The organism is Deltaproteobacteria bacterium (assembly GCA_016235345.1).
GTDB lineage: Bacteria > Desulfobacterota > Desulfobacteria > Desulfobacterales > Desulfatibacillaceae > JACRLG01.
This window is the reverse complement of record JACRLG010000005.1, coordinates 1-15,732: the sequence shown is the minus strand read 5'-3', so window position 1 is coordinate 15,732 and position 15,732 is coordinate 1. Positions and strand designations below refer to the sequence as shown.

8 protein-coding genes are annotated in these 15,732 nt (G+C 57.5%); 6 read left to right on the top strand and 2 right to left on the bottom strand.

Annotated features, from left to right (window positions below):
* The first annotated feature begins 53 nt into the window (after window positions 1-53).
* From HZB23_02755 to HZB23_02745, 3 genes are all read left to right on the top strand, one after another.
* Window positions 54-9,449: a hypothetical protein gene (locus tag HZB23_02755; GenBank protein ID MBI5843573.1), complete on the top strand. Its 9,396-nt coding sequence runs from the start codon at window positions 54-56 to the stop codon at window positions 9,447-9,449.
* A 37-nt stretch (window positions 9,450-9,486) separates the two neighbouring features.
* Complete coding sequence (locus tag HZB23_02750; protein ID MBI5843572.1) at window positions 9,487-9,756, top strand: hypothetical protein; 270 nt, start codon at window positions 9,487-9,489, stop codon at window positions 9,754-9,756.
* A 64-nt stretch (window positions 9,757-9,820) separates the two neighbouring features.
* Window positions 9,821-10,858 (top strand): LysM peptidoglycan-binding domain-containing protein, encoded by a 1,038-nt coding sequence (locus HZB23_02745; protein ID MBI5843571.1) that lies wholly within the window; start codon window positions 9,821-9,823, stop codon window positions 10,856-10,858.
* 136 nt (window positions 10,859-10,994) lie between these two features.
* On the opposite strand, the gene HZB23_02740 is transcribed toward HZB23_02745, so the two are convergent.
* Window positions 10,995-11,351: a hypothetical protein gene (locus HZB23_02740; protein ID MBI5843570.1), complete on the bottom strand. Its 357-nt coding sequence runs from the start codon at window positions 11,349-11,351 to the stop codon at window positions 10,995-10,997.
* A 330-nt stretch (window positions 11,352-11,681) separates the two neighbouring features.
* Between HZB23_02740 and mltG the strand changes: the two genes are divergently transcribed.
* The 3 genes from mltG (at window position 11,682) to HZB23_02725 (ending at window position 14,760) form a co-directional block, all read left to right on the top strand.
* Window positions 11,682-12,746: an endolytic transglycosylase MltG gene (gene mltG, locus HZB23_02735; protein ID MBI5843569.1), complete on the top strand. Its 1,065-nt coding sequence runs from the start codon at window positions 11,682-11,684 to the stop codon at window positions 12,744-12,746.
* A 207-nt stretch (window positions 12,747-12,953) separates the two neighbouring features.
* The gene (locus tag HZB23_02730; GenBank protein MBI5843568.1) at window positions 12,954-13,715 is read left to right on the top strand and encodes a hypothetical protein; all 762 of its coding nucleotides are present in this window, start codon (window positions 12,954-12,956) and stop codon (window positions 13,713-13,715) included.
* 58 nt (window positions 13,716-13,773) lie between these two features.
* On the top strand, window positions 13,774-14,760 hold the full coding sequence (locus HZB23_02725) for a glycoside hydrolase family 3 protein (protein MBI5843567.1): 987 nt from the start codon (window positions 13,774-13,776) through the stop codon (window positions 14,758-14,760).
* Window positions 14,761-15,186: 426 nt separating this feature from the next.
* Here HZB23_02725 and HZB23_02720 read toward each other — a convergent pair whose 3' ends face one another.
* Window positions 15,187-15,690, bottom strand: a complete 504-nt coding sequence (locus HZB23_02720) for a hypothetical protein (GenBank protein ID MBI5843566.1) — start codon at window positions 15,688-15,690, stop codon at window positions 15,187-15,189.
* Between the last annotated feature and the right edge of the window lie 42 nt (window positions 15,691-15,732).

The following is a 15,732-nucleotide window of genomic DNA, read 5'->3' as shown; positions in this document are numbered from 1 at the left end:
GCGGGGGGAACATGAAGTCGGGAACATCGCCAAGGTCTCGTAAGGGGAGTCCCATGAAGATAGGTCATGCGCTATTCGGCAGGACATCGATATTCCGGCGCGTTAAGGGTTTTCGCGCCTCTGCGCTTGTTATCACGGCGCTTTTTATGGCGCTCATGCTGGCTTCCTGCGGCCCGGGAGGCTCGTCCGCCGTTGATTCGTCAACGGGCTCGACGGACAACCCCACGCCAACCCCAGTTTCCAACGTGACCCTTACGGGAACCGTTTACGACAACGTGGGCAACACTCTCAATAACAAACCTGGGGTGGTTTTCCTTTTCAGTTCCGCCTACACGCTCGGCACGAATGCCTCAGGCCAGTTTTCCCTGGATGGAATCACCGGCAATCATACCTTGCTGTACAGTGATCCCACATCGGGCTTTTCAGATTATCTCCGCTGGGTGAGCCTCGTTTCGGGAACTGTGACAACCGAATATTTTCCCCTTCAGAGTTTTTCCGGCACGTCAAAAACCATACCCGCCCTTTCCGGGGATTTTCTGATTTCAAACGAACTGACCGACGCTTCCAGCAACGGTTATACGGCAACCCTTCTTGTTCCGGCCCAAATTTCGGGTAAATTCAATTATAACGGCGCACTGGTCAACAGCCTTCCCATAAGCCTTGAAAACATCGATCTCAACAAGGCCCTGCCGTTCCCGCTTCCCGAAAGCAGAAACCGGACGGCTGGACTCAACACCAATGCCGAGCGCCAGGCGCCCGTGGTTGTCGTCAACGTCGGTCCTGGGCTTTTGCGCGACCTGGAACCCAACGCCAGCCAGCCCGGCGGCGCTCCCACCATCCTTACCCTTCCCGACCCTTACAACACTCCGGCCCTCAAGGTTCTGCACTTCAACGCCGAGGCCCACGAGTGGCAGACTGTTCCCAACCCGGCCAACGGCAACCAGCCATATACCCTGGCTGACGCCAGAAACGGAATGCGTGTAAAGGAAGGCGGCTTCTACGGCGTGTTTGCCGAGGACCGCAGCCACCTGGGCAACGCTTCCGGAATCATTTCAAAGCCTGCGGGCACCATTGTTTTCCTTGGAGACAAGTTCCAGGTATTGGGCGCCGACGGACGCGTCAATTTCACGGACATTCACGTGCCCTACAATGGCCGCACCCTTACCGTGACCATAATCGATCCGAGTTCCGAGCCACCAACAACCAGCACCTCGGTTTTCATGGTGGACGGCAGCAACAACGAGATACCCGACATCGGCGACGAGGTTGCGCAGGTAATCCTTACCGCGTTGCCGGAAGCCAAGGTCACCGCCGACGGTACTTCAACCATAACCATTCAGGCCGATGTCAAGACGTCTTCAGGCAAGGCGGCAAGAAACGGCATAGTGGTCAATTTCAGCCTGTCACCGGCAAATCTTGCAGACCTGTCGGTGGGCTCCGTCCAGACCAGCGGCGGAACCGGCAGGGCCTTGGTCACCCTCACCAGTCGCACCACGGTTTCGAACGACCTCAAGGTCAAGGCCTCTGCCCAGGGCATTGCCGCCACTGATCTTTCTGTCTCCCTCGTGCCGGGCGCTCCCGCCACGGTGCTTCTTACCACAGCCAAAAATTCCCTTGAGGCCAACGGAACCGACAACACCGTTCTGACCGCCAGGGTCCGCGACGCATTCGGGCATCCCGTGGCTTCAGGCACCACCGTAACCTTCTCGGCTTACAAGCCGGACGGTTCCGAATACTCGGAAATCGATCCGAAAATCGTGACCATCGAAAACGACAAGGCCGAAGCCACCCTCACCGCCAGCGCCACTGCGGCGGCTGGAGTTTATACGGTGACTGCGGTTTCCGGCTCAGTATCCAAGTCACTTCCCATAGCCTTCACATCGGCGCCGGTCGGTTCAGTTGTCATTTCCAGCGGGACCACGGAAATAGTGGCAAATGGGACCAGTTACGTAAGCTTGCTGGCAACCGTAAAGAACCAGTCCGGGCTTCCCATGCCGGATGGCACTCTGGTGGTTTTTACCACCACCGCCGGAACTTTGGCTTATACCGCCGGTGGTGGCGGAACAAGTCAATATATCGGTACAGTAGCAGGTCAGGCAGGGCAGGTCAGGATAAAGCTATATTCCGGAACCATCGTAGCCGTGGCTGATATTTCAGCCGAAGCGGGCGGGCAACGCGGCTCAACCAGTGTAAAGTTTATCCCGGGGGCGGCTGCATCGGTTCATGTTTCCGCCGATCCCGCTACTCTTCTTGCCGATGGGATAAGCATCAGCAATCTGCAGGCCATAATTGTTGATGCCTATGGCAACATCGTCAAGGACGGCACCATTGCAAACCTGTCCATCACTGCCGGAACAGGCCGTCTTTCCGCCTTGCAGAAGACAACATCAGGCGGCGTTGTCGAATTCACCTATACTGCGCCTTCTACCGCCCCTGCCGGCAATGCGGCCACGATCAAGGTCCAGGTTGGTTCTGTTTTCGGAACAACCATAATCACCCTGACGGCGCCGGTAATTGCCACGGTGACTCTGACCGCCAATCCGGTCGGCCTGCCTGCCGACGGCAAAAGTACGGGAACAATAACGGCCACAGTGACATTGGCAGGTGGAGCCCCCGCGCCAGATGGGCTTGCCGTCGATTTCTCCATAATTGACGGTGGAGGCTCCATCACGCCTTCTTCCACAACATCAGGTGGCGTAGCGCTGGCCACCCTCACTGCGGGCTCCACCCCCGGCACGGCCACCATCCGAGCGGAAGTCGGCGGACGCAGGGCCGACATCCAGGTTCCCTACCAGCCGGGCAACGTGGCCATCACCATCGTTCCCTCATCAGTTCTCGGAACCGGCAGGGAAACCGCCCTTGTCAAGGCTGTTGTGACCCAGGCCGACGGCAGTGCAGTGACAGGTACTGCCATTTCCTTCTCGCTCTCCGACGAGGAAATGGGCGATCTCGACCCATACACAGCCAACACCGATTCCAAGGGCTACACCGAAGTCAAACTTAAGGCCGGAACCAAGGGCGGGACGCTCACGGTCACCGGCACCTGGATGCGAGGCGGAACCGAGGTCAAGGGCTCAGGGGACATCATCATCCAGCCCCCGCCCGCCGTCATAGACGTCGCTTCCGTAAGCCAGGCCGCAATCAGCCAGCGCGGACAGGGCGGAAACACCACCTCGGTCATAACCTTCAACGTGCGCGACTCCCAGAACCAGAGCGTGGCCAACGGGTACAGGGTCAATTTCGCCATACAGACCGGTCCCAACGGCGGCGAAACGCTCACGCCCCTTTACGCCTACACCCAAAACGGGCAGGTGAGCACCACCCTAAGGAGTGGTTTCAAGAGCGGACCCCTCACCATAAAGGCCACCTACAACAACGACACCAATGTGACCTCTACCACCTCCTGGATCAGCATATCCAACGGTCCGCCGGTGGGTGAGGCTTTCGCCCTGACATCCCAGTATCTCAATGTTTCCGGCCTCAATCCGGTGACGCCCAACCTTTCGGGCCTTGTTTACGCGACGGTTGGCGACATAGTGGGCAACTCGGTGCCCGATTCGACCTCGATATCATTCAAAACCTACAACACGGGCGGTCTGTTCCCGGTGCCGTCATCGGCTCTAACCGTTAACGGATCCGCGAGCATCAACTACACCCGCACCCCGGTTCCGGCTCCGATTTCGGGCTTCTCTTCTTTGACTGCGGAAGTGAACAACGGAGGCCGCACAACCCGTGTGACTTCGATCAGTGTCGCCCCGAATGAGATCAACACCATTTTTATAGGCACCAATGGCGGCGGCGTTTACAAGTCCACGGACGGCGGTTCGAGCTGGGTCAGCGTAAGTCGCTCAACCACCCTGATGGGCCAGAACTGGATCAATCCCTACGTCAATGACGTGGCAGTCGATCCCAACGATCTGAACACTGTCTGGGCAGCCACGGGTTACGGCGGAACAGGTGCTCTCTACAGAAGCAAGAACGGTGGAGCGACCTGGGACAGCGGAAGATTGGAAGAGGTTTCCGGCGTGTTCTCCACAACGCCCAAGATGGCCATCTCCAAGATTCTTTGCGATAACGACGCCGTAACGTCCTATATGTGGGTAGGCACCAGCGGAAAGGGCGTTTATTACACCGATAACAGGACAAAAGCCGCTTCAGCAGTGGCCGGAGGACTTTCCTTCACCCAGGCCGAAGGCCTTGGCAACGGAATCATAGTGACCGACATAGTCCGGTCGCCCGCAACTCATGGGGCAACCGCTGTTATTTACGTCGCAACGCCTGCAGGCGTCTATCGCTCGACGAACGGGGGAAGGACTTTCAGCCTTCTGACCAGGTTCACCGGCGACAACATAACCGCCCTTGATATCTACAACAACGGTTCGGATATGTTGTACGCGGGCACTGCGGATAACGGCGTGTGGGTCTATGACAGCGCTCTTTTACAGTGGACCAAGTCCATCAACGGCTTGGGCGTCGGACTTCGCGCCACCAAGCCGGTCATGGCGGCTGGCGGAATCGGAAACGGAACCATAGACAACCTTGTTGTCACCGACGCCGACACCCAGACCGAAACCTGGACCCTCACCTGCGTGGCCACTGCTCCCACCACCCGGTTTTCAGTGGCTGGTTCGGTGTCCGGGGTCCAGGCGGCCCAGGCCGCAACCGGGACGCCTTACGCTTCAACCCAAGGCGAGGTCAGCTTTAGCGTAATCCAGGGCGAGACTCCCTTTGCCATTGGCGACACCTTCACCTTCGACACGATCCGCGACCCGGCGCTGTCCATAAAAGACGTGCTGGTGGATATGAACAACCAGAAGATTTACGCCATAACCAGGTTCGACGGAGCACTGGAACCGCACGCATCCGGCAACATCTGGGTACACGACCTCGAAGCCACTGGCCACATTTACGACGGCGTGCCTGCAACTCCGGGATTCAGCGTACTGTGGCGCACGGCCAACCTGGGCCTTCCCCAGTATGATCCGCCGGATGACACGACGCTCTTCCCCATGCACGTCCTTGCATTTGACAACCCCGCCAACCCCTCCAAGGTGTTCGCAGGCGGCGAGGGCATTCATCTGTACAAGGCGGCCAAGTTCATAGGCGCCACCAACATGCTTTCCGGCATTTTGGACTGGTACGCCAGCGAATCGGGGCTCACCAATCTCCTTATGGCAAGGACCATCGTCCTTACCACCGGTGTTTGCGAGATCACCGGGTTGAGCCAGGCGGTAAAGGAACAGCCGGGCGGCGGTTATATTTACGAATATGAATGGTACGTTGAGGATGAAAACGGCAATCCGCCCATTGCCGGGTCGACGATGGAAATCAAGTATTACAAGAGCGACGATCCCACCACGCCGGTGGCTACCGTGCTTCTGGAAAAATACGGCGACGTTCTCACCAACAGGGGAACAAGAAGGAGCGGCATACCTTTCCGGGCGGCCTTCGGCTTCGGCGGCAGTTACGATTATGCCGAACTGGTGTTCACCGCTTTCTGCGACAGCATAGCTACTCCGCCTGGTTGTTCGGGAGCAAGCCAGATTTATGGCGTTCCTTTCTCCACGGGCGACGTGTATCTTGAGACTTCTTCAAGCGCCATACCGGCAGACGGGGCATCGACCACAACCCTTACCGCCACGGTTCGAAACACCGACGGTTCGCCCATTGGGGACGGCGTACTGGTCAGGTTCTTCTCCACCCTTGGAACCCTGTCCGCCGATACGGCTTTCACCGCAGGCGGTCTTGGCCAGGCTTCTGTCACACTTACAAGCGGCACAGTGTCCGGAACTGCGTCGGTTTATGCGGTGTCGGGCCAGTCCACGAGCGGAATGTTCTCGGTGGTCTTCACGTCAGGGGCCACGTCCGCAATGACGATGACAGCTTCGCCCGGCACCCTGTCGGCAGACGGCTACAGTTCGTCAACCATCACGGCCACTGCCAGGGATGTCAACGGCAATCTCATTTCCGACAACACCGGTATCACATTCACCGTTACCGATCCGTTCGGAGCGCCGCATGGCGATCCCACGGTGGCCCTTACCGCCTCAGGTTCGGCCCGTTTCACCTTCACGGCCACCCAGCAGGACGGCACTTACACCATAATGGCCCGGTCGCCCAATGGCATAACCAGGACCACCCAGGTGATCCTGACGCCTGAACAGGCTGCAACCTTAATCTTCGCAGCCGCATCAGGCGAGGATGACCCCACGGTTGTTGCAGACGGAACCAGCTTTGTGACATTGGTCGCCACGGTTCTGAACACCGCAGGGCTGCCTGTCAAGGACGGCACCGTGGTGAGCTTCAACACCACCGGCGGCAGTCTCGGAGGGCCGGGCTCGGTATCGACATTGAACAAGGTCACGGCAGGCGGGCAGGTAACGGTTGATCTTTACAGCCCGCAGCACACCGGCACCGGCACTGTTACCGCTTCCGTGCTGGGCCTTAACGCCGCGCTCTCCGTGTCTTTCATTCCAGGGCCGGTGGCGGAAATCAGGTTGTCGGCAACGCCCGCCTCACTTGAGGCCAACGGTACCAACACCTCGCAGATAAACGTCACGGTGCTGGACTCCAACGACAACCCCGTGGCGAACGGGTCCACAGTCATAACCTTCAGTCTCCCGGCAAACCAGGGACGCCTTTCCTCCCTTACGTTGAATCCTGTCGGAGGCATGGGAACCATAACCTACACCACGCCATCCTCGGTCCCCGACGGCAATATTGCGCTGATCAGGGCTGCGGCCACCAACGGCGTGACAGAGGAAGTCCCGATACAGTTGAACGGCCCCACAATCGGCAGCATTACTCTGACATCCGATCCCACAACGCTTCCGAGAGACGGCATGAGCAAGGCCACCATCTTCGCCAATGTCACTCTGCAGGGCGGAGGCGCGGCTCCTGACGGCACCCAGGTCGTGTTCTCCATCGTGTCCGGAAGCGGTAGCCTTTCCGCCTACACCCGCACCACTGCGGGCGGCATTGCGATGACCGCTCTGACCAGTTCCATTGCTGGCGATTCCGCCACTATACGGGGCACCTGCGCCGGACGGAACCATGAGTTGACTGTCGTTTATACGCCGGGCAAGGTGGCGCTTACCGTCATACCCAACACCCTGAAGGGCACCGGTATCGAATCTACGTCCGTGCGCGTGACGGTCACCGACGCGGCAGGCGACCCGGCAGATTATACGGCAGTGACTTTCAGTCTCTCCGATGAAAGCATGGGAACCCTTACGCCCAGGACCGCCAATACAAATGCGGTTGGGTACACCGAGGTGACATTCCTTGCCGGAACCACAGGCGGCGACGTTGTCGTAACGGCATCGTGGACCACGCCGGGCGGGGAAATTGTGACCGGATCGGCCACAATCACCATACAGCCGCCCCCGGCAAGCATCCAGATATCCGATATGACGCCTGCGGCCAATCCCAACCCGGCATCCATAAGCATAAAGGGCACGGGCGGGCAGAGCACTTCGCTCCTCGTGTTCGACGTGAAAGACGCACAGAATCAGTACGTGGCCGACGGTTACCGAATAAATTTCAGGCTGGAAACAGGCCCGGACGGCGGAGAGGCCATAGTGCCCCTCTACGCCTACACCAAGGATGGCCGTGTCAGCACGATCCTTAAGAGCGGCCTTAAGAGCGGAACCGTAACCATCAGGGCCACCTATGCAAACGACACCAATGTCACCACTGCCAGCAACCAGGTGGCAATCGACAACGGTCCGCCCGTTGGCGAAGAATTCGGAATGTTCGCCTCGTATTTCAACATTTCGGGTTTGAGACTTGCCGGACTGCAGGACCCTGTTACGGCCGTCGCCGCCGACATTTACGGCCAGGCCATTCCCGATAACACGGCCATTTCCTTTAAAACCTACAACACGGGCGGGCTCTTCCCGGTGCCGGCATCGGCTGGAACGGTCAACGGCGTCGCAACCCGAAACCTCATGTCCGGCGGGGGTCTCACGCCAGTGCAGGGCTTCCTGTCCGCAACCATGGAGGCCAACAACGGAGGGCGCACCACGCACGTCACCTCCATAGCGGTTGTTCCGGCCAACTGGAACAAGAATACGATGTTCGTGGGCACCAACGGCGGCGGCGTTTACAAGTCCGAAGACGGTGGCGCTTCATGGAAAACCGTGAGCCGGTCTTCCAGGCCAGAAAATTTAGGCCAGAACTGGATAGACCCCTATATTAATGATGTTACTGTCGACCCGGATGATCCCAACTTTGTCTTTGCCGCCACGGGTTACGCAGGCAAGGGAGCAATTTACCGGAGTTTTAACCAAGGCGGAACGTGGAATTCGGACAATATTGAAGAAGTCTTCGGCATGTTAAACCTCACTTCGGCCATCACCACGATTTTGGCCGATGACGGCAGCGACTATCTGTGGATAGGAACAGCAGGCGGCGGAGTTTATTACTATACTGATTGTACCCAAACTTCCGCCATCGACAACGGCTGGGGAGTGCGCAAGGCTGCGTCGGGCTTGGTTGAGGGCAAATACGTAAGAGACATTGTAAAGAGCCCGGACGGGACCACGGGAGGCTCGGCCACCCTTTACGCCGCAACCTTGAACAAGGTTTGGACGAGCAGCAACGGCGGCCAGGATTGGGCTCCTCTGGGAACCAGTTTCTCCGGCAGTTCCATAAAGACCATCGAGGTCACCCGTGACGCGCTGGTGGGCGACATCGTATGGGCCGGAACCGACGACGCCGGAATCTGGGTCTATACTGTAGGCACCGACTGGGTGCAGTACAATGACGGCCTCGGAAACGGAGTTCGCGCAACCACTCCGGTGCTTACATCGGCAAGCACCGGCAACGGAACCATTTCCGGCGGCGTTTTCGTGGGAACCAACACGGTCAACGAAACCTGGACCCTGACCTGCACGGCGGTGGCGGCCAACGGAGGCACCTTCAGCCTTTCCGGAACCGTTTCAGGGGCGCAGGCCACTGCGGTTACGGTGGGAAGTCTCTATCATTCGGATACCGGCGACATCTCCTTCACCATAACAGACGGTGAAGCGGACTTTGTCGTGGGCGACACCTTCACATTCAGGACTGTGCGCGATCCTGGCAACCAGGTTGTTGATATCCTTTTGGATACCGTCAACCACTACGCCTACGCCATCTCGTACTTCTGGGGGTCTGCCGAGCCTCACGCGGTTGGAAGCGTTTACGTGCGCCCGCTCACTGCGGAAGGATTGCCCGACGTTGTCGCGTGGTCGCCCGTTACCGACGGACTGCCCCAGTACGATCCGCCGGACGATACATCCCTCTTCGCCCAGAGGGTTCTGGCCGTTGACGATCCTGTCGCGCCGGGGGCCTTGTTCGCGGGCGGAGAAGGCATCCACATGTACGGGTGGAGTCGAGTTCTACATGGACAGCAAGAGTGTCGCCGGTCACACAACTTATACCGACGTGACTTATACCTGGCGAATTGAAGACCTTAACGGCAATCCTCCCATCCACGGTTCCACGATGGTAGCCAAGCGTTACAAGTTGAAGGACGACAAGTATGAACTCATCGACACCATTCCCATCAAGGACTACGGCGATGAGATGAGAAGCGCCGGAACGTGGTATGACAAGAACGACCAGACAACCTACAGGCCCTTCGTCTGGAGCGCCAGGTTCAAGGCCGGCACTCTCGACAAGGTGGAGCTTGTCTTCACTGCCTACTGCGATACAGATATACCGGGCTGTTCAGGCGGACAACAGATGATTGTCTCCGAGATCGGCAATTACTGACAAGGGGCGGGCTCGAAATTCATGTGCCCATGAGCTTGAAGGCGATAACTTCGGGAAAACGCTCATGAGAAAAATATTGACCATCTGCATAGCGGCGGCGGTGATAATCCTTGCCGGATTTATCACCGCCCCGGCTCCCTGTGAAGACCAGCCCGGCGGGTACGTGGAATTCAGCCAGGGAGTGTATCACACGGTAAAGAAGGGCGACACCCTGTGGGACCTTTCAGATAGGTTCTACGACCAGCCCTCTCTTTGGCCGGACCTTTGGAGCAACAATCCGGATATCACCAATCCCCATTGGATATATCCGGGGCAGATCGTAACCCTTTATCTTCGCCGTTCAAAAGAGTGGGTGGGCGAAGGCGACATGGGCGCACAGGATGCGTCGGGCGCGTTCAGGCGCAAGACGGTGAGGATTCCGTCCCTCGACCAGATCGGATTCATCAGGAAGTACGCCATGCCTTCCAGCGGGCTGATCGTGAAGGGGAACAATCTTGGAGTAATGCTGAGCGAAGGCGTCATCGTTTACATCAAGCCGAAAGCCTCCGTGAAATACGCAGTGGGAGACCGCTTCACCATCTGGCGCAACGAGGGGATTGTTGCGAACCCGTACAAGGGCGAAAATCAGCCCCTGGGCGTTCATCACAGAATCATGGGCCTTGTCTCGGTCACCAATGTCGGCAGGGAAATAGTCACCGCCAAGGTTGAAGAATCCTATGACGGGATACGGGCGGGCGACCTTCTTATGCCCATGCGGGACATTTCGAACAAGCCCATGCCGGTTTTCCCCGGCAAGCCCGGCATCACCGGCCACATAGTGGCGGCGGAAGACCAGTTGAACATCATCGGCGACGGACACGTGGTCTTTCTGGATATAGGTAAAAAGGAGGGCGTGGAAGTCGGCCAGGTTTACACGGCATACTACAAGCAGGATCCCATCGAGCTCGACGATGAAAGCTTCGTTGACCTGCCTGATATTGACGCGGCCAAGGTTCTGGTTTTGAACGTGGAAGACGAGGCATCCACCGCCGTTGTGCTGGACAGCCCGGAGATTTTGTGCCCGGGCGCCCTGGTGAGGGCCTATACTGCCCCGTTGTACTGAATTTGGCAGGCATTAAGAAAATCGACAGCGCAGGATGATGTGCGGCGAGAATCCTCCCGCACCGCTTCCTGCGCTGTTTTTCGTTTTACTGCGGGGCAACCGGAAAAGTTGGTCGGCGGAGGGGAAAAAGGCCAGGTCAGGATGTGAGCTTGGACAGAAGGGTGTGTTTTTTCTTCAGTTCCTCCAGCATTTTTTCCTGGCGGCGGATTTTTGCGCCGGAGCGAATGATGAGAAAGGCCCCGAACGCCCCCAGGGCCAGGCATAGGATGATAACAGGGACCAGGAAGTGAAGAACCTCTGAGGCCACGTAGTAGCTGCTGGTGGCGATTAAAAAGGACAGAACGGAAAGCGGAAGCGCGAAAACTGCAATACCCGTCCGCAAAACCGCAAGAGTGGTGCGTTTTTCGGCAAGGATCAGCTGGGCCTCGTTTATGGCAAAGGCATCGATGTTGGTGATGCAGGAAGTTTGGGCGCTTTTTTGTTTCCTGTCCATCGGCCTGCCCCGTTCATTATTACCGGATTTTTAAAAATGGAAAAGAACCATGCTCCGCTTAATATTGCGAAAAAAAGCCTTTCGGATTCAAACGCATTGCCATTGTAACGGTTTGAATGTTAAAACGCAAAATATTAACCGTTTTTCGAATTAGAGGTGCTGGCAACGCGGATAAAGCGTAACATTATCAAATGTATGAACGTTATTTCCTCCGCGCGTTGCAGGACTGAACCACTCTGATCGTTCTCCGGCACGGGCCGGTTTTTCTTGAATGTTTAAACCAAGCGGTAAATTCTGGTCCGCCCCAAGGGGCGCTGGAAAGGCAATTTAATGGCGCAGGGCAAGGCATTTTCAAAGACGGCGGTGGCAAGCGCCGTCCTTTTTGCGGTTTTGGTGTTCGGAGCCCAACTCTTCAACTTCTATATCAACAGCCCCAACGATCCGGCGGGAAAGGCCGTGGCCATAAACATTCCCGATGGCCAGGGCTTTTCCCTTACCGTGAAAAGCCTGGAAAAAGAGCACATAATCAGGCGTCCGTTTCTCTTCAGGGTCTACGCGAAAATTTCCGGCAAGGACATCTCGGTAAAGGCAGGGCGCTACCGGTTTTCAGCCGCCCAGTCTCCCGCCGAAATTCTGGACGCCCTTGTTTCTGGCAAGGGGCGCTTGAACAGGCTTACGGTGATCGAGGGCTGGACCGTTTCCGAAATCGCCCAGGCCGCCGAGAAGGCCGGTTTTGCCAGGGCTGCGGTCATAACCGCCCTTGCCCGCGACCCGCACTTCGCCCGCAGCCTTGGCCTACCGGGCCAGAGTGTTGAAGGCTACCTTTTTCCGGATTCTTATTTTTTCCCTTACATTGAGTCAGTTGAAAAGTCTTTTACCGAAAACGGCGCCGCCAGCCCTGAGGAAGAGAAGGCCGCCCGGAACATGCTCGTTACCATGGTTGAGCGCTTCAGGGAAAAATTCACCCCGAAATTGCGGGAAAGGGCCAAAAGCCTGGGCCTTTCCATGCATCAGACCGTGATTCTGGCATCGGTGATAGAAAAGGAGACCGGTGATTCACGAGAATATCCCCTTGTGGCCTCGGTCTTTTACAACAGGATCGAGGCCGGAATGCGTCTCCAGAGCGACCCCACGGTTATTTACGGACTGGCAGGCTTTAACGGCAACCTGACGAAAGCTGATCTTAAAACCGACCATCCGTATAACACCTACACCAGGAAGGGTCTCCCAGCCGGGCCGATTTCCAACCCGGGATCCGGGGCCATTGAAGGAACGCTCTATCCGGCCAGGACCGGCTATTTTTATTTTGTGGCCAAAAACGACGGGACCCACAGGTTTTCGGCAACACTCGTTGAGCATAACGAGGCGGTCGCCCGGTATCAGCGCCACCAGTGATGGCGGCCCCAAAAGGCCGGGCTTGCACGGCCTCACATGATGTTTCAAACTAAAAGCCAGGAAGCCGCAGGCATGGTGCTTTCAAAGCCCGTGGCGCTTTACGAGGCAAACGAATTTTTTTCTGCAAACGAAAGAACCTGTCGAATCAGAAGAAAATGTGGTAAGTACATATCACCGTTTTTCAAATTCTATCAAAAGGAGTCGGTCATGAAGCGCACAAGCGTCATCGCGGCAGTCCTTCTGGCTTGCCTGGTTGCAGTCCCCGTTGCCAATGCTGCTGGCCTGGGAGTCAAGGCGTCATTCTGGTATCCCATGCCAAGCGGCGAACTGAGGGTGGATGATACGGTGGCAATCGGAAGCGGCCTCGATTTTGAGGACGATCTCAACCTCGGCCAGGAGGGAGTGCCCGAAGTCACGGCTTTTCTGGCAGCCGGGCGCCATCATCTCGGCGCAACCTACACCCGCCTCAATTTTTCCTCTTCGGGCGTTCTGAAAACCGACAAGATTTACGCGGGTTACCTGATCCCCAAGGGCACCCCGGTAGAGACCGAGCTTGACTGGCCCATGCTGGACCTGGAATACGGCTATGACATAATCAAATTCGACGCCATTCTCGCGGGCCTGTCTTTAACCGGTATTGGCCGGATAAAGTTCATGGACGCCAGCACGAGCCTTACCATGTACGGCCAGACCGTGGAATCCGGCTTCAAGCCCGCCGTGCCCATGATCGGCGGCGCGGCGCACCTGGACATTCTTCTGGGAATGGTTGCCGCCGACGTCAAGGTGGCCGGAATGGCCTACAGTTCCAACACCGTGCTGGACGCCTCGGCAGAAGTGGTGGTTACGCCCCTGCCCTTCGTGGGGGTTTCCCTGGGCTATCGCTACCTGATACTGGACCTGGAATACGACGAAACGTATACGGACGCCACTTTTGACGGTTTTTACGGACTTTTCCGCATAGCCTTCTGATCAGAAAGACCGCATGGAAGACGATAACTTACATACGACGGTTTTGGACCATCGCAGCATGGACGTGGCCCAGCTCGCGGGCCAGCGGATTATGGTGGGTTTTGACGGCCTGACCCTGGAAGACGAACTCAAAGGGTACATCAGGGATAACAAGGTCGGCGGCGTGATCCTCTTTTCGCGCAACGTCAAAGACCCCGACCAGGTTGCGGAGCTTACGCGATCCATAATGGATTTCGCGCTCTCCTGCGGACAGCCGCCGCCTTTCATTGCCGTGGATCAGGAGGGCGGGCGGGTGGCGCGCCTGAGAGCGCCGTTTACGGAGTTTGCCGGAAACCCCTCCATCAAAACACGCGAAGACGCCTTAGCCTTTGCCGACGCCTGTTCCAAAGACCTTCGTCGGGCTGGCTTCAACATGAACTTCGCCCCGGTTCTGGACGTGGTGACCGCAGACTATCCTGATTCGGTAATGGCGGAAAGGGTTTTTCCTGGAGGGCCGGAAAACGTGGCCGCCCTGGGAGACGCTGTGATAACAAGGTTCCAGGAAAACGGGATACTTGCCGTGGGCAAGCATTTTCCGGGTATCGGACGCACGAACCTGGATTCGCACCTGGACCTTCCCACAAGCCATCTCTCACGCCAGGACCTGTTCGACGTGGAGCTTGCCGCCTTCAAAAATTGCAGGGCGGCGGGCATGATGCTCGGCCACATCGTATACACGGACCTGGACCCCGACTGGCCCGCAAGCCTTTCCGTGCGGGTGGCGCGCGACATCCTGCGCGGCCAGATGGACTACCAGGGCGTTGTGATGACGGACGACCTGGACATGGGAGCGGTCAACGGGCGCTACCCAATTGACCTATGCATGGAAAGGGTCATTGCCGCCGACATCGACCAGGTCCTGATCTGCCACCCCGGCCCCAACGTGGCTGCGGCCTTTGACGCCACGGTGCGCATCCTGGAATCCGATCCCCAGGCCCTGGCCCGTTGCCGCGCCTCGGTGAACCGGATTTTTTCCGCCAAGAAAAAAATGGCCTTCATCGCCTAACCATCCATCTTCACCCGAAAAAGCCACCGGCGGCCAGGGAAAATCCCTGGCCGCCGGTGGCTTTTTTATCCTTACAAATAGTTTCGTGGCTATGAACAATTTTCAGCATAAGTTGATTCGGGCATCCCGCCACGAGTCGTTACCCCGGCGTAGGCCGGGGTCCAGAAAATTCTTGCAAGCTGCAAAAGACTGGATTCCGGCCTACGCCGGAATGACGGAGTGCCGGGCTTTACAGGTTTCGTTTTGCTTACATCAAAAAGCTGAGAATAGTATAGAGCCATAAATGTTTTTAACCTCAACGCCGCAGGCCGATCACAAGCGATGAAATGCAAGGAAAACGAGCTGGGCGCGGGCGTAAGCGTATCGCGATACGTGCGCACCGCGCCCGGCGAAGTTTGACACAGCAGTTCGCGCTTATGGGCGGCCTTAAGAAAAGCGGAGGCTGGTTATGAAGCCCGGGGTCGTATGGAGCTTAAAGAAGGTGACCGAACGGGACACGAGCCGCCCGGATTCCTTCTCCACGAGGGTGCCGAAGCAGGTGGTGTGCGAAACCGGCAGGTTCCAGGGCCTTATGTTGACCTTTTCCCCCACGTAGCGATACATCTTGCCCTTTGCGGAAAAATCGAAGGTGTAGCGGATCTTGCCTGCGGTGAAGTAGGCCAGCTCCAGGGTGCCGCTCATGGGGGCCTTTTCGCACAGGCCGCCTGCGGTGATCCATCCCTTCATGGGCTGGATCATGAACTGTCCGCCAAAGGGGTTGATCCATTTTACGAGGTCGCGCGGTCCCCAGGTGCCCTTGAACACGAAGGGCAGGGTGCCTGAGGGCCCCTGGCCCGGTTCAAAGGAGTGATGCCCGCTCATGGTCTCGTCCATCACGAATCCAACGCGCCGTTCTTTGAGCATTTTCTTGAAGTCGGCGATGCGTCCCATTTTTCTTTCCTTCCTTTGGCGGCCCTCAGAAGGGCGCGGGTG